Consider the following 19,963-nt stretch of genomic DNA (forward strand, 5'->3'; position numbering starts at 1 on the left):
CCAATATACCATTAGGAGTAGGGGCAATTCCCCGCCTTGTATTCCCAGATGTACCACTATGACCATCCACCGCAGGCAGTTCCTGATTGGGGTGGGCGCTAGTTATCTCCTCAGCCAAGCTCCAGTCACTGCTTCTCCCGCCAAGCGAGCAGTTCTTATCGGGATAAATCAATTTGGTATTCTGGGCGCAGTCACCGATGTCGCTCTGCAACGGCAACTTCTGTGCTATCGCTTCGGTTTTTCCCCTACTGACATCTTTAGCCTTACTGACCGTCAGGCTACTCGCTCCGCCATTGAGGCTACGATCAGTCAACACCTCTGGCAATCTACTCTCCCTGGCGATATAGCAGTGATCTGCTTTAGTGGTTGCGGTACCCTCATTGGCGATGAACCAGCCCTGTGGACGGCAGATGGACAGATCATCCCCTATTCCACCCTGATGCTGTGGCTGCAGGCAATTAATACCGATCGGCTATTGTGTATCATCGATGCAGGTTATCGCTATCCAGGGACAACGATTGTGGGAAACTTGCGGTTGCGCAGTCGACCCTGGACTGGTCCCGATCGCCTTAGCCCTGGAGAACTGAGTTACCAAGAGGAATTGCGTACCAAAGTACCGGCAAAAAAGCAAATGGGGGTTTTATTACAAGCCGCCGACCCCAGCCAACTCTGTGCCGAAGCTACCTGGGAAGGATTTAGTAGTGGGGTTTTTACCTACGTGCTCACGCAAAATCTGTGGCAGGCTCTCCCCACCCAAAGCATTGACAGCATCTTAGAGCAAGTAGCAGACACATTACAGCAGTGGCACCTGGAAATACCTAACCCCATAGGTAAGGGTCTGGTCTGGCAAGAGTTACTGGGGGGAGAACCAGGGGATGGGGTGATTACCAACGCCGAGGGGAAGGGAGGGGAAATGTGGTTAGGGGGACTACCGCTGTGTTCCCTAGCCTATTCTGCCCCTGGTTCTTTAGTGAAGACAGCTAGCCAGTTATTGCAAATTAAGAGCCGCAACGGTCTGACCGCCAAAGTGGAAGTGGTAAGGGGAGCATCGCCCCTGGCAGTGGGGACGCTGGTGCAGGAGGAAGTACGCCATATCCCCCGCAATGTTGGTTTGGCAGTGGCGATGGACAGTGAACTGTCCCGCATTGAACGCGTTGATGCCACCAGTGCCCTTTCTTCTATACCCCGCACGATCGGAGTCACGGCTGGGGAGCAATACGCCGACTGTGTCTTTGGCAAAGAAGAGGGGCGTTACGGTCTATTTAATCTGGGGCGATTCCCCATAGTTGACTCCTTTGGGGCAGCGGGGGAATCAGTTACGGCAGCCCTCAAGCGACTCCGTCCCTGTTTCGAAAGTCTGCTAGCGGTAAAATTGCTCCACCTTACCCTCACCCCTAATTCCTCCTACCTTAGCTTTCGGGCAAGGGTAAACCCCCAACCTGCTATTAGTTTTACTCCAGACAAGCAAATTGTGGGACATACGCTTGCGATCGGTGATCAGCTCACCTGTCACGTCCAAAGTTTGACGGATGTACCCCTGTACTTACGTCTGTTTTGTATAGACAGTCGCTACCGGCTGATGAGTCCCTCCTTCGTTATTCCTCCCTACGCTAGCAATAACGTCATACCACCCCAACAAACAATTACTATCCCCCCGCCCACGGCACCGATCACATGGGCAGTTTCCTCTCCCCAGGGCTATTTTGAGATTCTACTAGTGGTTAGCCGTAAGCCCTTCAGCAATGGCATAGAACAGGGAGGACAATCCACCAACGGCATGGTGATATACAGCAATCCTCTAGGGGTGGTACTCTCTCTGCTACAAGACCTCCACCAAGGAGAAAGTGAAGACCAGTGGGTGCTACCCCTGCAAAGATGGGCAACGATCGGTTTTAGTTACCGCATTGTCTAAAAAGTATGTAGCGGGGATCACTTAGTGCTATCCTGAAAAACGGTGAACGAACTAGTCATCCTTGCGCGTCATTCCAGCTAAACCCTACCGACCCTTAGAGGCTATCGATGAGGAGAGGAGCTATGCAGTCCTCAAGGCACACATCCTGGGGATTATGCTTGTCCTCAGTGGGATTGTCACCATCACTCTAGTTCTGGTCTATGGAATAGATATGGGACTGAGTTATGGGGTAGGGGCTTGTAGCGGTGTAGTGTACTGGCGGATGCTAGAGCGCAGTGTTGACCGCTTGAGCAAAGAACCTAAGGGTTGGCAGTTTGGTTCCCCTCGCTTGGCAGTGTTTGTCGCTGTCATGATTGTGGCATTGCGCTGGGATAAACTAGCAGTTCTTCCTGTTTTTTTGGGCTTTCTCACCTACAAGGGTGCCATTTTGCTCTACGCTATTTACGATTTCATCCGATCGTCTCGTACAGGTAGTCCATGATGATACATTTCGCCGCCCTGGAAGTGGGCAAGCACTTTTACTGGCATATTGGCAAACTTGAGGTGCATGGTCAGGTTATGATTGTCACCTGGATTGTCATGGCAGTACTGGTGATTGTCTCTAGTCTGGCAACTCGTAACCTGCAGCGCATTCCTGGGGGACTGCAAAATTTTATGGAATATGCCCTGGAATTTGTGCAGGAAATTGCCAAAACAGCGATCGGGGAACATGAGTACCGCCGTTGGTTGCCGTTTATCGGTTCCTTTTTCCTATTTATATTGGTCTCCAATTGGCTGGGTGCTCTCATCCCCTGGAAACTAATCACCCTGCCTGAAGGAGAACTAGCTGCTCCCACCAGTGACATCAACACGACGGTAGCCCTAGCATTGACTGTATCCGTCCTGTATTTCTGGGCAGGGATCAGCAAGAAGGGATTGGGCTATTTTGCCAAATATGTGCAGCCTAGCCCCATTCTCTTGCCTATTAACATCCTGGAAGACTTTACTAAACCCCTCTCCCTCAGCTTCCGTCTGTTTGGGAATATTCTTGCAGATGAACTGGTGGTGGGAGTGTTGGTGTTCTTAGTACCAGTATTTGTTCCTCTCCCTATGATGGCGTTGGGATTGTTTGCGGGGTCAATTCAGGCGTTAATTTTTGCGACTCTGGCAGCTACCTACATTGGGGAAGCCCTAGAAGGGCACGGGGAAGAAGAGCATGGGCATTAATTGTCCAGATGTTGATCACTATACTGTCTGTTTAGGTCACTTACGAAAGGAAACGTATATATGAATCCAACAATTGCTGCTGCTTCTGTAATTGCTGCTGGTTTAGCGGTGGGTCTAGGTTCCCTAGGACCTGGTTTCGGTCAGGGTATCGCCGCTAGCCGAGCTGTGGAAGGAATTGCTCGTCAACCGGAAGCCGATGGCAAAATCCGCGGCACACTTCTGCTCAGCTTGGCATTTATGGAAGCTTTAACTATCTATGGCTTGGTAGTAGCACTTGTATTGCTATTTGCCAATCCTTTTGCTGGCTAATTCAGTAACCACAGGGCTGTCTCTCCCCCTGACAGCCTTTCTAAATAGCGAGGTAAGCATGATTCATTCTGTATTCCTATTTGCGGTAGAGGTAACAGAAAAAAGCGGCGGTCTATTCGATTTTGACGCGACGTTGCCCCTGATGGCGGGTCAATTCCTACTGTTGGTGGCAATCCTTAATAACACCTTCTTTCAACCCCTCCTGCAGGCGATCGATAGTCGCAATGACTATATCCGTGAGACTAACAACGCGGCGAAGGAGCATCTGGCTAAAGCACAACAGCTGGCTTTGGATTACGAACGGGAAACTGCGGAAACTCTAAAGCTAGCCCAGGAGATGGTTCTCAATGCCCAGGCAGAGGCAACCAAATTGAGGTCAGAAGCAATTGCCCAGGCTATGGCGGCAGCGGAAGCCCAAATTGCCCAAGCCAAGGCTGAGCTAGAGCAACAAAAAGAGCAAGCCCGCGCCCAATTGGCAGGGGAAGTCAGTAGTCTCAGCCGCCAGATTTTAGAACGTTTAGTAGGGACAGTTTAGTCTATGGCAGACTTAGTGATTTTGGCAACAGCAGAAACAAGGAGCTTTGGCATCAATCCCAACCTGTGGGAAACAAATCTGTTTAATATAGTTATTTTTGTGGGGGTGCTGATTTACCTGGGACGGGATATAGTAGCGAAAATTTTGAGTGAGCGCCGTCAGAGTATTGAAAGCCAAATTACTGAGGCAGAACAGAGGAAACAAGCAGCGATGGCACAGTTGACTGAGGCACAACAGAAGCTGGCAGAAGCTCAGGCTACCTGTGAAGCCATTAAGAAGAAGGCAGAGGCGGATGCTCTAGCTGCTAAGGAAGCTATTCTTGCCACTACCCAGGCGGAAATCCAACGCCTGCAAGCCCAAACTCAACAGGAAATTGCTGCCGAGCAAGCCAAAGTACAGCTGCAACTGAAACAGGAACTGGTGGAACGTGCCCTGGCAGAGGTGAGAGCTTATCTCGATCGGGGTCTATCGGCACAACAACACCAGCAACTCATCGATCGGAGCATTGCTAAACTATGAGAGTGACTACTTTGGGGGAAGCCCTGGCAGAACCCTATGCGGAAGCCCTGCTAGCTCTGGGGGAAGAGCAGAACATACTAGACACCCTAGAGAACGATGTCCAGTTAATTTTAGCTACTCTATCTAGTGTTGAGGAGTGGCGAAAATTTTTGGGCATACCCCTCATCAAGGCAGAGGCAAAGAAGAACGTAGTGCGCCAGGTCTTAGCGGGTAAGGTACATAACTTGACTCTCAACTTTCTCCTGCTGTTGGTCGATCGGAAGCGGATTGCTTTCCTGAGTCAAATCTGCCGTGCTTTTCAAAAATTGCTGCGCCAGAAGTATCAGGTAGCTTTGGCAGAGGTGACCTCAGCTGTACCCCTCAACGAGCAACAACAGGAACAACTACGGCAAAAAATTCAAGCTATGACCCAAGCCAGTCGGGTAGAGCTAGCCCTATCTGTCAATCCTGACCTGATTGGGGGGTTAGTAATTAAAATCGGCTCCCAGGTGATCGATACCAGTGTGCGGGGAGAACTGCGCCGCCTAACTAACCGTTTACTTGCCAGTGTGTAGCAAACTTGTATAGAGGAGACTGACCATGATTAGCATTCGTCCTGATGAAATCAGCAGCATTATCAAACAGCAAATAGCTCAGTACGACCAGGAACTCCAGGTGTCGAATGTGGGGACTGTTCTACAGGTAGGGGACGGTATCGCCCGCATCTACGGCTTAGACCAGGTAATGGCATCGGAGTTGCTGGAATTTGAAGATGGTACCGTTGGTATTGCTCTCAACCTGGAGGAGGACAATGTCGGTGCTGTGTTGATGGGTACGGGGCGCAACATCGCCGAGGGCAGTACGGTGAAAGCGACGGGGCGAATTGCCCAGATTCCTGTGGGGGAAGCCTTTATTGGACGGGTAGTAGATGCCTTGGCCCGTCCGATCGATGGCAAAGGAGAAATTAACGCCACGGAAACTCGCTTGATCGAATCTCCTGCTCCTGGGATCATTGCCCGCCGCTCTGTGTATGAACCCCTGCAGACTGGGATTACTGCTATTGATGCCATGATCCCGATCGGTCGTGGGCAGCGGGAGCTAATCATCGGTGACCGCCAGACGGGGAAAACCACGATCGCTATGGATACCATCATCAATCAAAAGGGGCAAGATTGTATCTGTATTTATGTCGCCATTGGCCAGAAAGCTTCGACGGTAGCTAATGTAGTGAACGTATTGCAGGAACGGGGGGCAATGGAATATACGATCGTGGTGGCGGCGAATGCCTCTGACCCTGCGACTTTGCAATACCTGGCTCCCTATGCGGGTGCTACTTTGGCGGAATACTTTATGTACAGGGGCAAGGCGACTTTGGTGATTTACGACGATCTATCCAAGCATGCCCAAGCCTATCGCCAGATGTCTTTGTTACTGCGTCGCCCCCCTGGACGGGAAGCCTATCCTGGGGATGTGTTCTATCTCCACTCGCGCTTGCTGGAGCGGGCAGCTAAATTGAATGACACCCTGGGTGGTGGTTCCATGACAGCACTCCCCATCATTGAGACTCAGGCAGGGGACGTATCTGCTTACATTCCCACCAACGTTATTTCTATTACCGACGGTCAGATTTTCCTCTCCGCCGACCTGTTCAATGCGGGTGTTCGACCTGCTATCAACCCAGGTATTTCCGTATCGCGGGTGGGTTCTGCCGCTCAGATCAAAGCCATGAAGCAAGTGGCAGGGAAGATCAAGCTGGAGCTAGCCCAGTACGATGACCTAGTGGCATTTGCCCAGTTTGCTTCTGACTTGGATAAGGCGACCCAAGCCCAACTAGCTAGGGGCCAAAGAGTACGGGAAATTCTCAAACAACCCCAATTCTCCCCTATCCCCGTGGCAGAGCAGGTGGCAATTATCTACTCTGTCACCAATGGTTACCTTGACGATATTGCGGTGGAAAAAGTAGGGGAGTTCACCCGCGGTCTGCGCAACTACTTGAACACTGCCAAGCCCCGCTATGCGGAAATCATCAACACGGAGAAGAAACTCACAGATGAGGCGGAAACCCTTCTCAAGGAGGCAATTGTTGAATACAAGCAAGCCCTGAAGGTGTAGACCTAAGGGATGCACGGTTGGCTTCCCCCCCATCGGTTTTTCCCCTACCTCACCTGGGAACAGGTAGCCCAAATGCCTGACAGGTCAAAGGCGGTACTACTGCAGCCCCTAGGCTCGATCGAGCAGCACGGCTACCATCTCCCTCTGGTAGTGGACATAGCAATCAGTACAGCGGTTATTGCCAAGACCCTAGAAACTCTGCCCCCTGAGGTACCAATCTACAGTCTGCCACCTCTGCCCTATGGCAAAGCGACGGAGCATGGGGATTTTCCAGGGACTATTTCCCTATCTACCCAGACCATGACCAATATTTTGTGGGAGATAGGAGAGAGTGTCTACCGATCGGGGTTTCGCAAACTGGTTCTATGGAATTCCCATGGGGGGCAGCCGCAAATTTTAGAGTTAGTAGCACGGGATTTACGGGATAAATATCGCGACTTTTGGGTATTTCCTTTCTTTACCTGGCGTGTACCCCAGATGGGAGTTTTAGCTAAAGAACTATTTACAGAAACGGAAAATTTACTGGGAATTCACGCGGGGGATGCTGAGACCAGTTTAATGCTGGCAATCCTACCTGAGTGGGTCTATCTCGACCGTGCCCACAGTTCCTACCCCCAAATTGATTACAAGTATTTGTCTATTGAAGGTAATTTGCCCATACCCTGGGTGACGAAGGATTTATCAGCAACAGGCACGATCGGTGACCCCACCCCTGCTAGTCGGGAGAAAGGGGAGAAGATACTGACGACTTTAGTCAACGCTTGGCGGGCAATTTTGTTAGAGATTTATCAAGCAATCTGATTCTGTTAAATTTGCTACTGCTGCCAAAGTGTGCTGGGCTGCTACTTTCATCTTTGTTAAGACTTGCATTGTTTAAGTATTTCTTCTAGTAACTCCCCTATCATCTTAAACAGCAAAATTTGATGGAAGTTGACCTATGGCAAGCACGATTCCCCTTTTAACCACTCTGCCCCCCATTAGTGGCAAGGAAAACCAAATCTCAGCAATAACCAGGGGGAACGAATTTATCTACCTGCCCCGTACTAAGGTAGACCCTAGGCAAATTCGATCGGCTTTTGCCTGCGCTCTCCATATGCACCAACCGACAATTCCTGCGGGTAAGGATGGGGAGTTAATTTCCAACTTGCAGTATATGTTTGAGCATCCCTACGAGGGGGACAACCACAATGCTTCTACCTTTGCTTGGTGCTATCAGCGGATGGGGGATTTTATTCCCGAACTGGTAGATAGGGGTTTAAGCCCCCGCATCATGCTGGACTACTCAGGCAACTTGCTCTGGGGCTTGGAACAGATGGGCAGGGAAGACATTTTAGAAAAACTGCGCCGCATTACCCTAGATGAGCGCTATTCCCCCTACGTAGAGTGGTTAGGGACGATGTGGAGTCACGCTGTAGTTCCCTCTACTCCCATCCCTGACATCATTTTGCATATTCGTGCCTGGCAACAACATTTCTTAGCACTATTTGGGGAAGCAGCCCTCGCCCGTGTCCAAGGATTCTCCCCACCCGAGATGCACTTGCCTAACCATCCTGATACCCTCTATGAGTACATCAGAGCACTGAAGGAATGCGGCTACCGCTGGCTATTGGTACAAGAGCATTCTGTGGAAACCTTAGAGGGACATGGTCTGCCAACGGCGCAAAAATATGTGCCTAATCGCCTAGTTGCCCGTAATTCCAGGGGGGAAACGATCGAGATTTTAGCCCTCATCAAAACCCAAGGTTCGGACACCAAACTAGTAGCCCAGATGCAACCCTACCACGAGGCTAAGGGCAGGGGGAGACAAACAGTGGGGGGGATAGAGATTCCCAGCTGCGTCACCCAGATTGCCGACGGTGAAAACGGTGGTGTGATGATGAATGAATTTCCCCGCGACTTTTTCCCCGTGTGGGAGCAGGTTAAACAAAACCCTGATGTGATTGGTCTCAACGGAACGGAATATCTGGAAGTCGTGTTTAGTTTGGGGGTACGGGAACAGGATTTACCCCCCTGTCAAGCTATCCACCAACATAAAATCTGGACAAAGGTTGACCCCAACAGTGCTACGCCAGAGAAAGTGGAAGCAGCGATCGCCGAGCTAAAAGCCAGTGACCACCGTTTCCACATGGAAGGGGCATCCTGGACAAACAACATCAGCTGGGTGCGGGGCTATGAAAACGTGCTAGAACCCATGAACCGCCTCAGTGCTAAGTTCCATGCCAAGTTTGACCCTCTCTTGGCAAAAGACCCCACCATCACCGATCGGTCGGACTACAAGCAAGCCCTACTTTATAACCTGTTATTGCAGACCAGTTGTTTTCGTTACTGGGGACAGGGTACCTGGACAGAGTATGCCCAGGAGATTTACCGACGGGGGGAAGCGTTCCTCAGTTAGACGAGGGTAAAGCGGCTGCTGAGATTGACGGTAGTCGCTACTCCCACTAACACAGCTAGCAGGTCATCATTAGCGCTTAGCCCTGGCGTACCGTCGTTGTCTAAAAAGACAGCAGTACCACTGGGTAAACCGCTGGGAGCACTGCCAGTCACATAGGTATCGGCACGGCGCAGTTGCAGAAAATCTGTGGCGGGGTCAAAATCCTGGATGAGGGCATAATCACCCAACCTCTGTCCCAGGTAGAAGGTGCGGGTAGCATTTGCCAGGACAAAGGTATCACTGCCACTACCCCCGATTAAAGTATCAATCTCCCCTGTACCAAAATTATCGGAGGTGAGACTGACTCCTATCAGGGTATCATTGCCGTCGCCGCCGTTGACTGTGTCATTGTCCCGATCGCCCAGGAGCAAATCATTACCCGCCCCACCGAGGACTGAATCACGGTCACGCCCGCCGTAGAGGGTATCATTGCCGTCGCCGCCATCGATCGTATCATTACCCATGTTGCCAAAAATGAGGTCATTGCCCCCTAAGCCCAGAATGCGGTTGTTACCCCCCAAAGCCTGGATGGTGTCATTGCCAGCAGTGCCAGTGAACTCCTCAGGGAAAGGCAAATCCCGATCGAGTCTGACCAAACCCAAAAGGACGGGTGTGGGGGTAGGATCGAGGGGCACCGTACCATTGCCGCGAATCTGCACTGGTTCTAGACCAAAGTCATTGTCATTTAACAGCGCCAGGGTGCGGCTATCCACTAAAGCTAGACCCTCCAACTTGTCAACCCCTACATAGCCAATCTGGGCGGCATTAAACAATAGGCGTTTGCTGACGGGTTGAATCCCCGCGCTGTCCAACTGAGCGTAGGTAGCTTGCTCGATCGTGGTATTGGCGGGTAGCCTTGTCAAATTAGCCGGATTATTGATATTAGTCGCTTGGGAAATGTCAATTTGGTAGACCAATTTGTTAGAAGCAGTGGTATCTAGGTCATCCCTTTCGACAACGACAAACTTACCATTGCCCAAAGATACCGCATCCCCGATCTTATCTGTCCGCGCATTACCAGAGGCAGCGATGCTGTCCAGGACGTAGATATATTCCCCTGTCACCCTTTTGCTGACAATATCAAACTCTACAATGCGCAGATTGCGGGAGTTACGAGATGTATTGTTATTGGCGGCGCTGGGATTATCAATAGCACTTTGGATAAAAGCATAGAGCTTATTGCCTTCCAAGGCGACAGCTTCAAACCCACGATTCGCCCGCCGTTGGGCATAAACCGCTGGTAGAGCCTCTGTCCCAAAAGTACCTGGTGCGGCATTCACCGCTGCTGCTGTGCCCTGGGGAACGAAGCGATCGATCAATGTGCCTGTGGCACTGAATTGGTAGATAGCAGGGCGATACTCATCCACCAACCAGAAGGTGCCGTCCCTGGCAACCACAATCCCTTCCAAATCCGCCCCTAGGGGGTCATTATTCAAACGATTGCCCCAGAGGTCAATAGGCACTTCATCCGTGTAGGGGCTACCCTGAGCACCTGCTTGCAAATTGGGCAACCCTGTAATGGGAGTCCGCCCATCCTGGCGCGTAAGGGGAATACGGTTAAGGATTGTGAATGCGCCCGTGGTGGGATTTAACTCAAACCTGATGACTTCTGCCTGAAAGTTGGGTAAAGCGAAGGGGCGTTCATTGCCTGCCACATCCCGGAGTAAGTCAGTGGGTTCGCCGTTGGGACCCCGATCGGGGTGAGTGACAAAGCGCAAATTCCCCTGAGGTGTGCGACCTTCAAAAAATAGCCCTGAAAAACCCCCTAAGAAAATTTCCTGGGGGGTAGTAGTTTGGGCGGGGTTAGAGGGATTAGTACCTGCGGTTCTGCCTAAAACAGGACGGTTACGCCATTCAAAATTAGTGATAGTTGCCATGGAACGCTGTAGTACTCAGCCCCATCATTCTACCGTGGCTGGTATGGCCGTAAACCTTGATACAAAACTTGACATTTCTCTGCTTCCCCCAAATATTCACTTGAGCCATTTGTTGGCGACTGTAAAGCAAGCTCTAATTAGTCTTGTTGGCATAGATTTTTGATGTTCACAAATTGAAGTTTAGAAAGGATGTCATGAATTGATAATGAAACTAGCCAAGTTCTGATGAATAGAGAAGGGTTAAGTTTGGGGTAATCATTGGCAGGTAAGTTTTAGAATAAACAACTCCCTATTGAGGGTAAATAATTTAACTTGTTTCTGGTCAAAATAAATCATACGCCTTTTCCTTCTGAGTTTTAACTATCATAAGATGTAAGCAGTGACAAGAGCCAAAGGAATAATGACAGACCCTTGAGGAGCTGGGGCCAGATCGCTGAATGTTAGCCTTACCGAGGGCTGACAGTTGGAATTTTTGGACTTAAAGTTCTAGCTTGCAGACAAAATACGTTTTTGATGAGGTGAAGCAGAATTTTTTTGGTTCGAGGAGGTAAAACAGATCATTAAAAATTGCAGTTATCAACATCCCTAGCACTATGTACCTCCTGTAAGATAAAATCAAACCTGTAACATGAGAGGGAGGTGGGGATGTTCAAAAACATGACACTGCAAGCACGGATTGTCACCGCATTTTTATTTATGGCAGTGCTAGTAATTGTGGTTGCCTCTGTGGGTGTCTGGGGAATCCGTTCCCTCGCTCAACAGATTGAGATTATTAGAACCAACTCCTACCCCACCGCGATCGTTTTATTGCGCCTACAGCAAGAACACATAGCCCAGCGCGCTGCTGTGCGTCTCCTCCTCCGTAGTAATGCCACCCTAGAGGAAAGACGCAAAGGAGATAGAGAACTAACCAGGGCACTAGAAGAGGCCCCCAAAGCTATTCAAGAGTATGATGTTTTACCCCGTGATCAGGTAGAGGATAAAATGTTCCAGAACTTCAAAGCCAAGTGGGCTAATTGGGAAAGGCTACTAGGTAATATCAAGAGTTTGTTGGATGAATACAAAGAGTTGGGAGTGCTTGACCCCCGTAGAACATTGGTAGAATTGCGGTTAGCAGGACGCACTAACACAGTTGAATTTGCCAAAGCACAACGATCGGTAGAAATCCTAGATAAGATTTTGGAGATTAAAAGACTGGAAAGCGATCGAGCATTTACAGAGGCAGAACAAGCACTAGAGGAATTAGTCAGTTACAGCAAGGGGTTTGCACAAAAGACCTTCCAGCAGGCAGAACGAAGTGTGAAAGCAGCTAACTTTTGGATTGTAGTCTGGACTGTAATTGGTCCAATTACCGCGATAGTGTTTGGTATAGTATTCAGCAATACTATTGCCAAGCCCCTGGGAGCTAAAATTGCTACAGTGGTAGCAGTAGCAGAAAAAATAGCCGAGGGTGATTTAACTTCCCAGGTACAAGAAGCAGAGATCAAAGATGAAATTGGGCGCTTGCTGGATGCCTTTCGCTTAATGACTATTAGTCTCAACAATTTAATTGCCCAGGTCAATCAATCAGGAGTCAAAATTACATCTTCTGCTACGCAGATTGCTGCATCGGGCAAACAGTTAGAAGCTACCGTTAATGAGCAAGTCGCCTCGACTAATCAAGTAGTCGCCACTGCTAAAGAAATTGCTGCCACATCTACAGAACTGTCGAGAGTGATGCGGGAAGTTTCCCACTTGGCGGATACCACAACTAATGCCGCAGCCACGGGGCAAAAAGACCTGGCTGTTATGGAAAAAACTATGCGGCAATTAGCAGATGCTACAGCTTCTATTTCTGTGCGGTTGGGGGTAATTAGTGAAAAGGCAAATAATATTAACACGATCGTGACTACTATCACCAAAGTTGCCGACCAAACCAACTTATTATCTCTCAATGCGGCAATTGAGGCAGAAAAAGCAGGGGAATATGGTTTAGGCTTTGCGGTAGTGGCACGGGAAATTCGTCGGCTTGCTGACCAGACAGCCATTGCTACTTTAGACATTGAAAATATGGTACAAGAAATGCAATCAGCAGTGGCTAGTGGTGTCATGGAAATGGATAAATTCACCAAAGAAGTGGAACGGGCGGTCGAAGACATCCGTAATGTAGGGGGAAAACTAACCCAAGTAATTACCCAGGTGCAGGAATTAGCCCCCCGTTTTGAAGCGGTCAATCAGGGGATGGAAGCCCAAGCCATTGGAGCCAACCAAATTAGTGAAGCCATGATTCAATTGAGTGAAGCAGCCAATCAAACAGCCGCCGCTTTACGGGAAATCAATCGGGCAATTGAGCAATTGAATGAGGCTGGGAAAGAACTAAGGCGAGAAATTTCACGGTTTCAATTACAACAATCCCGCTTACTATGAGCATTGTCACTTTACCACCGAATTGTTGGCGGGTAATTGGTATTTGGGGCGATCGTTCTTGTACCAAACTAACTCTGCACATTCACTGTCACAATTGTCCCGTCTATGCTAGTGCTGGCAGAGAATTATTAGAGCGGGCTGTCCCTGAAGACTATCAGGCTGAGTGGACAGAGTTTTTTAGCAAAATTAGCATCGAGCAATCTGACAAAACGATCGATACTCTGTCGGTAGGTATTTTTCGCCTGGGGCAGGAATATTTTGCCCTCTCTTCTCACTTGTTTGCGGAAGTAACGGATGTTTTACCAATTCATACTATTCCCCATCGCACTAATGCAATTTTGTTGGGTATGGTCAATATCAGGGGGGAAATTCAACTATGTGTCTCCCTGCACAATTTGTTGGGGATAACTAGTAGTGATAGGGAAACTGGGAAAAGGAAAACCTTAGAACACCGACGCATGGTCGTTATTGCCAAGGGCAGCGATCGATGGGTATTCATAGTTGACGAGATGCAGGGTATCTATCGCCTGCAAGCCAGATTATTTAATCCTCCCACTACGGTCAGTAAAAGATCGGAGACCTATAACTATAAAGTCTTTAGCTGGCACGATCGGCAAGTAGGATTATTGGAGCCAGAGTTACTATTTCGGAGTCTCAGTCGGAGGTTACTATGCTAATCGATGATTCTCTGCTGGATTTATTTTTTGTAGAAGTACAGAATTATACGCACCTATTAGTAGAAGAACTATTTATTAAAGGTGAACCTGATCCAGAGGTCATCATGCGGGCAGCCCATTCTATTCGAGGCGCGGCAAAAATTGTGGGTTTAGAAGACATTGCGCAACTGGCTGGTGCTATAGAAAACTACGTGGAAGCAAAGGTAGGATTTGACTTAGAAACTCTAGGGGCATCTATCAATTTTTTGCGCACTGTCGGTTATGTTTCCTCTACGCAATTGCATCAGCTGTTGCCTGAAATTCATAGGATTGCGAAAATCCATCTGGATATTATTTCCCCCCCAAATGGGATTGAAAAGGCAGTCACTACTATTCCCAGGGAACCAATAGTGGAAACTTCTACCCCTGATTTGAGTGATCTGTCCATGCTCGAATTATTTAAGCTGGAGGTAGAAAATCAGGTTAATACTTTGAATGAAGGCTTACTGAAGTTAGAAAGCAATCTGCAAGACATTGACCAAATTGATACCTTAATGCGGTCGGCTCATTCAATCAAGGGAGCAGCAAGAATTATCCAAGTTGAAGCCGTCGTGCAGCTTGCCCACATTATGGAGGACTGCTTCATTAGTGCCAAGGAAGGTAAGTTAAGTTTGACAACCCATCACTTAGATACCCTATTTGCTGCTGTTGATCTAATTAGTACAATTGCTAAAACTTTACCAGCATCCCTCGATGGTCTGCAGACAGAAATTCAAACAATAGTGAGTCAATTACATGCTATTTATACCCAAACAGACACACCTTCTCAGGAAATAGCGGGCTTGCAAAGGATAGAAATTAAACAAACACCAGAGAAAAGTCCAGAGGTTAAAATCGATCGAAAAGCTGAGGAAAAAACAGACATACCCAGTGCGGAAAGGGTGGTGCGGGTTAGTAAAGAAAATCTCAATCGCTTGATGGGCTTGGCGGGGGAATCTCTAGTATCTGCGAACTGGTTACAACCCTTTGCTGACTCCCTCTTAAAACTGAAGACAACCCAAACAGAACTTTCCCGTTTATTAGAAAGAGCTAATGATGAACTGAGGAGTAACAAAGCTATAGGGGAATATGAGTTAAGGTTTTTACGCTCTGCCATCTTAAAAGCGGAACAATGTCGACAACTATTGACCGATCGGTTGAACGAGTTAGAACTATTTGCCCGCCAGTCCGCTAACTTATCCGATCGTCTATATCGGGAAGTAATTGCTAGTCACATGCGCCCTTTTGCTGATGGCATTCAAGCTTTTCCCCGTATGGTCAGAGATGTAGCCAGAAAGTTAGACAAACAAGTACATTTAGAAATTGTGGGCAAGTCCACCCAGGTCGATCGGGACATTTTAGACAAACTGGAAGCACCCCTCACTCATATTTTAAGAAATGCTATTGATCATGGTATTGAAACACCCGCCGAAAGAATTAGTAAGGGCAAACCACCAGTGGGCACCATTCGTTTAGAAGCAAGCCATCGTGCTGGTATGTTGATGATCAGTGTAACAGATGACGGGCGGGGAATTGATATAGAAAAATTGAAAGAAAGAATTATTAGTAAAGGGCTATCCACACCAGCAATGGTCAACCAGATGACAGAGGCAGAACTAATTGATTTCCTCTTTCTGCCTGGGTTTTCTACAGCACAGCAAGTGACAGAAATTTCGGGACGGGGTGTGGGGTTAGACATTGTGCAGAGCATGGTGCAGGAGGTAGGGGGAACAGTCAAAGCCACATCGCAACTGGGTAAGGGCACTACCTTTCATCTCCAACTGCCCCTGACACTCTCAGTAATTCGCACCCTATTAGTTGTGATCAGCCAAGAGACCTACGCCTTTCCTCTGTCCCGTATTGATTTTATTACAATCGTACACCGCCACCAAATTCACACCCTAGAAACACGGGAATATTTTACATTTAACAATCAACAAATTGGCATTATTTCTGCTGCCCAGGTTCTGCAACTGCCCACCCACTCCCAGCTAACAGACGAAATCCCCGTGATTGTGATTAGCGATCGGTTTAGTACCTATGGCTTGGTCGTAGATAAGTTCTTAGGTGAAAAGGAATTAGTTGTGCGCCCCCTCGATCACCGCCTTGGTAAAGTACCTAATATTAGTGCTGCTGCCCTGATGGAGGATGGGTCACCGACTTTGATTGTAGATGTGGAAGATTTAGTGAGATCGATTGACAAGTTGTTAAATACTAATAGTGTTGAACACATTACCTATGACGAAAAGCTAGCGACCAGGAAAAAACGTGTTTTAGTAGTAGATGATTCCTTGACTGTTAGGGAGGTAGAGAAGAAACTACTAGAAAATCATGGGTACGAAGTAGTAGCAGGAATTGATGGGGCGGATGGTTGGAATATCCTCACTATAGATGCCAACTTTGATTTAGTAGTTACCGATATAGACATGCCACGTATGAGCGGTATAGAATTGGTTAGTCGTATTCGCAATCACCCCAATTTCAAAACTTTACCAGTGGTAATAGTCTCCTACAAAGACCGTGAAGAAGATCGTTTACGGGGCTTGGAAGTCGGCGCTAATTTTTATCTCACCAAGAGTAGTTTTCACGATAATTCCCTTATTCAAGCAGTGCAGGACCTAATTGGTCTGCCCTAAATTACTGGTTCGGAAAACCGCCCTGTAGATTCCTCAGTCAATTCGCTACATTAGCACTCAGGTTAAGAGAGTGCCAACCACTCTACTGACCATGACATTCCAGTGAGTATAGAGAGGAAGGGAAGCAATGGCAACTACCACTCTGAATGTATCTACGGTAAAGCCTTTGGGCGATCGGGTACTAGTGAAACTGAGTGAGAGAGAAGAGAAGACAGCAGGCGGCATCTATCTTCCTGATACAGCGAAGGAGAAACCCCAAATCGGTGAAGTAGCAGCAGTTGGTCCTGGCAAGCGCAATGATGATGGCAGCCGGCAAGCGATGGAAGTAAAAGTAGGGGACAAAGTTCTCTACTCCAAGTATGCTGGCACGGAAGTCAAAATTGGCACCGAAGAATACGTCTTGCTTTCTGAGAAGGACATCTTGGCAATTTTATCTTAGTTATTTTACATTCAGGAGATAACAACCATGGCAAAACGAATTATCTACAACGAAGATGCCCGCCGTGCCCTGGAAAGGGGTATGGACATTCTAGCCGAAGCAGTGGCTGTGACTTTGGGTCCCAAAGGACGCAATGTTGTCCTAGAGAAAAAGTTCGGTGCTCCCCAAATCATCAATGATGGTGTAACGATTGCCAAAGAGATTGAATTGGAAGACCATGTGGAGAACACGGGTGTAGCTCTCATTCGTCAAGCGGCTTCCAAGACCAACGACATGGCGGGGGATGGTACCACCACTGCTACAGTATTAGCTCACTCCATGGTGAAAGAAGGCTTGCGCAACGTTGCTGCAGGTGCTAACGCCATTGGCTTGAAGCGGGGTATCGATCGGGCAACAGAATTCTTAGTAGAAAAGATCGCTGCTCATGCTCGCCCAGTGGAAGACTCCAAATCCATTGCGCAAGTTGCCACCATCTCTGCTGGTAATGACGAAGCCATCGGTAAAATGATTGCCGATGCTATGGACAAGGTGGGCAAAGAGGGTGTCATCTCCCTGGAAGAAGGGAAGTCCATGACGACGGAACTGGAAGTCACGGAAGGGATGCGTTTTGACAAAGGTTACATCTCGCCCTACTTTGTCACTGACAGTGAGCGCATGGAAGCTTCCATCGAGGAACCCCTAGTTTTGCTGACCGACAAAAAGATCACAATGGTACAGGACCTGGTACCTGTTCTGGAGCAGGTTGCCCGCGCTGGTCGTTCCTTAGTGATTATTGCCGAGGACATTGAAAAAGAGGCTCTAGCCACCCTAGTTGTCAACAAGTTGCGGGGTGTGTTGAACGTCTGTGCTGTGAAAGCGCCTGGTTTTGGTGACCGCCGCAAGGCAATGCTAGAAGACATTGCTATTCTTACAGGGGGGCAAGTGATCAGCGAAGATGCGGGGTTCCGTCTGGATTCCGTGCGCATGGACCAGCTAGGGAAGGCACGCCGTATCACTGTGACCAAAGATACCACCACGATCGTTGCCGATGGGAACGAAAAAGCTGTCAAAGCTCGTTGCGAACAAATCCGTCGTCAGATTGAAGAAACTGATTCTTCCTACGACAAGGAAAAACTGCAAGAGCGTCTAGCCAAGCTGGCAGGTGGGGTAGCAGTCATCAAGGTAGGCGCTGCCACGGAAACAGAAATGAAAGACCGCAAACTCCGTCTGGAAGATGCCATCAATGCTACCAAAGCAGCGGTAGAAGAAGGGATTGTTCCTGGCGGTGGTACCACTTATGCCCACTTAGTACCTGAGCTGGAAGCCTGGGCAAAAGCCAACCTCAAGGAAGAACAACTGACAGGGGCGATGATTGTGGCTAAAGCCCTCACTGCTCCTGTAAAGCGGATTGCCGAAAATGCCGGCTACAATGGCGCAGTCATTGCCGATCGGATTCAGGAGAAAGAATTCAACGTCGGCTTTAATGCCATGACTGGGGAATATGAAGATATGTTCGCCGCTGGCATTGTCGATCCTGCCAAAGTAGCACGCTGTGCACTGCAAAATGCGGCTTCGATCGCGGGGATGATCCTTACCACTGAATGTATTGTGGCTGACAAACCTGAAGACAAGCCTGCTAGTGGCTCTGGTGGCATGGGCAACATGGGTGGCGACTTCGACTACTAAACCCTAACTCCTTCCCCCCTAACGATCGGGGGGATTTTTTTGTCCCCCTATGTGGCAAAATTGGCTTGGGGGTAGCAGGAGAGATGAGATGGCAAGGGAGGTAAGTTTAACAGAGAAGCCCCAGTCCCCTAGAGATGCCACGATCGATATTTTACGGGGTACAGCAATTTTAACAATGGTATGTGCCAATTCCGCGGCTTATATTTTACAGCAACCCCATCCTTTGGGTATTAGACTGTATGGTACTTGGGCTGCCCCATTATTTATTGTGTTAGCGGGTTTAATGGTGGCATTGACCAAAGAGAGAAAAAATTATGGTTTCTCCCATTACTGGCAGCGGGGTGTGTTATTGTTATCAGTTGCTTGCCTGTTTGATATGATCTGTTTTGGAAGCTACCCCCTTCTAGGTTTTGATGTCTTATATTTAATCGGCATTGCTACTCCCCTTGCTTTTTGGTTTCTTCAGCTCAGATTATTTCCCCAATATATTATCATAACTGCAATTCTTGTTCTTACTCCCCCGCTGCAAAAATTCCTGGGCTACACAATAGATATGCCCACAGCTATTCCCCTAACCTCTGGGGCAGAAAATATTGACTTCTCGCTGACTAAAGTAGTAAAACACTGGCTAATTGACGGCTGGTTTCCGATTTTCCCTTGGCTCAGTTTCAGCTTTATCGGTGTCATACTTGCCAAACTAAGGACAGAATTTACTCACTTTGCCCGCCCCCGTTTTTTTATGGCAGGCGGGGCTGCTCTCTTGGTGGGTCTAGCTACTTGGTCTGTGGAATTGAGAAATTTGCAAGCAAATGCTACTGCTGCCGGTTCCCTCTTTGCTTTTGAAAACCTGGGCACTAGAACTAGTGGCACGGAAAACTATAGTGAAATGTTCTATCCCCCTACGCTTGGTTACTGCTTAATTGCTCTTGGGTTGATTCTGTTACTATTTGCCTTGGTAGATAGCAATCCCCGCCTATCTATCTACAAACCCCTAGAACTACTGGGTCAATGTAGCCTATTTATGTACCTCCTCCACTACAGTTTGGTTTATCACTTACTAGATAAGTTGGTAACAGAGGAGTCTTTACCGATGGGTCAGTTTCTGTTAGTTTATCTAGGGTTTATGGTATTCCTAGTGATAGTGGCAGGGGGGATTAGATGGTTGAAACAAAAGTGGCAAACGCCTCCCTACCTAGTCAAATTTCTCCTGGGGGGTTAGGTGACTGAATTTTGTTGGTG

At 48.4% G+C, this 19,963-nt stretch carries 17 protein-coding genes; 16 read left to right on the forward strand and 1 reads right to left on the reverse strand.

The features are described from left to right. Positions 1-58 precede the first annotated feature (58 nt). From NZM01_00595 to NZM01_00640, 10 genes are all read left to right on the forward strand, one after another. Positions 59-1,912, forward strand: coding sequence for a caspase family protein (locus NZM01_00595; GenBank protein ID MCS6958534.1), 1,854 nt, complete (start codon positions 59-61; stop codon positions 1,910-1,912). Positions 1,913-1,973: 61 nt separating this feature from the next. Next, the gene (locus NZM01_00600; protein ID MCS6958535.1) at positions 1,974-2,393 is read left to right on the forward strand and encodes an ATP synthase subunit I; all 420 of its coding nucleotides are present in this window, start codon (positions 1,974-1,976) and stop codon (positions 2,391-2,393) included. Further along, on the forward strand, positions 2,390-3,118 hold the full coding sequence (gene atpB, locus NZM01_00605) for a F0F1 ATP synthase subunit A (protein MCS6958536.1): 729 nt from the start codon (positions 2,390-2,392) through the stop codon (positions 3,116-3,118). The genes NZM01_00600 and atpB overlap by 4 nt, the downstream gene beginning before the upstream one ends. Before the next feature lie 60 nt (positions 3,119-3,178). Next, entirely contained in the window at positions 3,179-3,427 is a 249-nt protein-coding gene (atpE, locus tag NZM01_00610) for an ATP synthase F0 subunit C (GenBank protein ID MCS6958537.1), read from the forward strand. A gap of 58 nt (positions 3,428-3,485) precedes the next feature. Beyond that, positions 3,486-3,962, forward strand: coding sequence for a F0F1 ATP synthase subunit B' (locus NZM01_00615; protein ID MCS6958538.1), 477 nt, complete (start codon positions 3,486-3,488; stop codon positions 3,960-3,962). Between the two features lie 3 nt (positions 3,963-3,965). After that, positions 3,966-4,481 carry a F0F1 ATP synthase subunit B gene (locus tag NZM01_00620; protein ID MCS6958539.1) on the forward strand — a complete coding sequence of 172 codons (516 nt, stop codon included), beginning with the start codon at positions 3,966-3,968 and terminating at the stop codon, positions 4,479-4,481. Further along, the gene (gene atpH, locus NZM01_00625; GenBank protein MCS6958540.1) at positions 4,478-5,035 is read left to right on the forward strand and encodes an ATP synthase F1 subunit delta; all 558 of its coding nucleotides are present in this window, start codon (positions 4,478-4,480) and stop codon (positions 5,033-5,035) included. Before NZM01_00620 ends, atpH begins: the two co-directional genes overlap by 4 nt. Positions 5,036-5,060: 25 nt before the next feature. Beyond that, a complete protein-coding gene (gene atpA, locus NZM01_00630; GenBank protein ID MCS6958541.1) occupies positions 5,061-6,572 on the forward strand; it encodes a F0F1 ATP synthase subunit alpha in 1,512 nt (503 codons plus the stop codon). 9 nt (positions 6,573-6,581) lie between these two features. Next, positions 6,582-7,373, forward strand: coding sequence for a creatininase family protein (locus NZM01_00635; GenBank protein MCS6958542.1), 792 nt, complete (start codon positions 6,582-6,584; stop codon positions 7,371-7,373). A 136-nt stretch (positions 7,374-7,509) separates the two neighbouring features. Continuing rightward, the gene (locus NZM01_00640; protein MCS6958543.1) at positions 7,510-8,967 is read left to right on the forward strand and encodes a glycosyl hydrolase family 57; all 1,458 of its coding nucleotides are present in this window, start codon (positions 7,510-7,512) and stop codon (positions 8,965-8,967) included. Here NZM01_00640 and NZM01_00645 read toward each other — a convergent pair. Further along, the gene (locus NZM01_00645) at positions 8,964-10,883 is read right to left on the reverse strand and encodes an esterase-like activity of phytase family protein (protein MCS6958544.1); all 1,920 of its coding nucleotides are present in this window, start codon (positions 10,881-10,883) and stop codon (positions 8,964-8,966) included. The two genes, NZM01_00640 and NZM01_00645, sit on opposite strands and share 4 nt — an antisense overlap. Before the next feature lie 657 nt (positions 10,884-11,540). Here NZM01_00645 and NZM01_00650 point away from each other — a divergent pair. From NZM01_00650 to NZM01_00675, 6 genes are all read left to right on the forward strand, one after another. Next, the gene (locus NZM01_00650) at positions 11,541-13,289 is read left to right on the forward strand and encodes a methyl-accepting chemotaxis protein (GenBank protein ID MCS6958545.1); all 1,749 of its coding nucleotides are present in this window, start codon (positions 11,541-11,543) and stop codon (positions 13,287-13,289) included. Continuing rightward, the gene (locus NZM01_00655) at positions 13,286-13,966 is read left to right on the forward strand and encodes a chemotaxis protein CheW (GenBank protein ID MCS6958546.1); all 681 of its coding nucleotides are present in this window, start codon (positions 13,286-13,288) and stop codon (positions 13,964-13,966) included. The genes NZM01_00650 and NZM01_00655 overlap by 4 nt, the downstream gene beginning before the upstream one ends. Next, the gene (locus NZM01_00660) at positions 13,960-16,620 is read left to right on the forward strand and encodes an Hpt domain-containing protein (protein MCS6958547.1); all 2,661 of its coding nucleotides are present in this window, start codon (positions 13,960-13,962) and stop codon (positions 16,618-16,620) included. The genes NZM01_00655 and NZM01_00660 overlap by 7 nt, the downstream gene beginning before the upstream one ends. A gap of 127 nt (positions 16,621-16,747) precedes the next feature. Then, complete coding sequence (groES, locus tag NZM01_00665) at positions 16,748-17,059, forward strand: co-chaperone GroES (GenBank protein MCS6958548.1); 312 nt, start codon at positions 16,748-16,750, stop codon at positions 17,057-17,059. Positions 17,060-17,086: 27 nt separating this feature from the next. Further along, positions 17,087-18,724 (forward strand): chaperonin GroEL, encoded by a 1,638-nt coding sequence (gene groL / locus NZM01_00670; GenBank protein MCS6958549.1) that lies wholly within the window; start codon positions 17,087-17,089, stop codon positions 18,722-18,724. 88 nt (positions 18,725-18,812) lie between these two features. Next, positions 18,813-19,943 (forward strand): heparan-alpha-glucosaminide N-acetyltransferase domain-containing protein, encoded by a 1,131-nt coding sequence (locus NZM01_00675; protein ID MCS6958550.1) that lies wholly within the window; start codon positions 18,813-18,815, stop codon positions 19,941-19,943. Positions 19,944-19,963 lie beyond the last annotated feature (20 nt).

The sequence above is a fragment of the Pseudanabaenaceae cyanobacterium SKYG29 genome (assembly GCA_025055675.1).
In the GTDB taxonomy this organism is placed as follows: domain Bacteria; phylum Cyanobacteriota; class Cyanobacteriia; order Pseudanabaenales; family Pseudanabaenaceae; genus M5B4.

What these genes read in the sequence shown, in the direction of transcription:
- NZM01_00635 (MCS6958542.1), top strand. Translation starts at nt 6,582, where the DNA reads ATGCACGGTTGGCTTCCCCCCCATCGGTTTTTCCCCTACCTCACCTGG.
- NZM01_00640 (MCS6958543.1), top strand. Translation starts at nt 7,510, where the DNA reads ATGGCAAGCACGATTCCCCTTTTAACCACTCTGCCCCCCATTAGTGGC.
- atpH (MCS6958540.1), top strand. Translation starts at nt 4,478, where the DNA reads ATGAGAGTGACTACTTTGGGGGAAGCCCTGGCAGAACCCTATGCGGAA.
- NZM01_00655 (MCS6958546.1), top strand. Translation starts at nt 13,286, where the DNA reads ATGAGCATTGTCACTTTACCACCGAATTGTTGGCGGGTAATTGGTATT.
- atpB (MCS6958536.1), top strand. Translation starts at nt 2,390, where the DNA reads ATGATGATACATTTCGCCGCCCTGGAAGTGGGCAAGCACTTTTACTGG.
- NZM01_00615 (MCS6958538.1), top strand. Translation starts at nt 3,486, where the DNA reads ATGATTCATTCTGTATTCCTATTTGCGGTAGAGGTAACAGAAAAAAGC.
- groL (MCS6958549.1), top strand. Translation starts at nt 17,087, where the DNA reads ATGGCAAAACGAATTATCTACAACGAAGATGCCCGCCGTGCCCTGGAA.
- atpE (MCS6958537.1), top strand. Translation starts at nt 3,179, where the DNA reads ATGAATCCAACAATTGCTGCTGCTTCTGTAATTGCTGCTGGTTTAGCG.
- NZM01_00595 (MCS6958534.1), top strand. Translation starts at nt 59, where the DNA reads ATGACCATCCACCGCAGGCAGTTCCTGATTGGGGTGGGCGCTAGTTAT.
- NZM01_00675 (MCS6958550.1), top strand. Translation starts at nt 18,813, where the DNA reads ATGGCAAGGGAGGTAAGTTTAACAGAGAAGCCCCAGTCCCCTAGAGAT.
- NZM01_00620 (MCS6958539.1), top strand. Translation starts at nt 3,966, where the DNA reads ATGGCAGACTTAGTGATTTTGGCAACAGCAGAAACAAGGAGCTTTGGC.
- groES (MCS6958548.1), top strand. Translation starts at nt 16,748, where the DNA reads ATGGCAACTACCACTCTGAATGTATCTACGGTAAAGCCTTTGGGCGAT.
- NZM01_00650 (MCS6958545.1), top strand. Translation starts at nt 11,541, where the DNA reads ATGACACTGCAAGCACGGATTGTCACCGCATTTTTATTTATGGCAGTG.
- NZM01_00660 (MCS6958547.1), top strand. Translation starts at nt 13,960, where the DNA reads ATGCTAATCGATGATTCTCTGCTGGATTTATTTTTTGTAGAAGTACAG.
- NZM01_00645 (MCS6958544.1), bottom strand. Translation starts at nt 10,883, where the DNA reads ATGGCAACTATCACTAATTTTGAATGGCGTAACCGTCCTGTTTTAGGC.
- atpA (MCS6958541.1), top strand. Translation starts at nt 5,061, where the DNA reads ATGATTAGCATTCGTCCTGATGAAATCAGCAGCATTATCAAACAGCAA.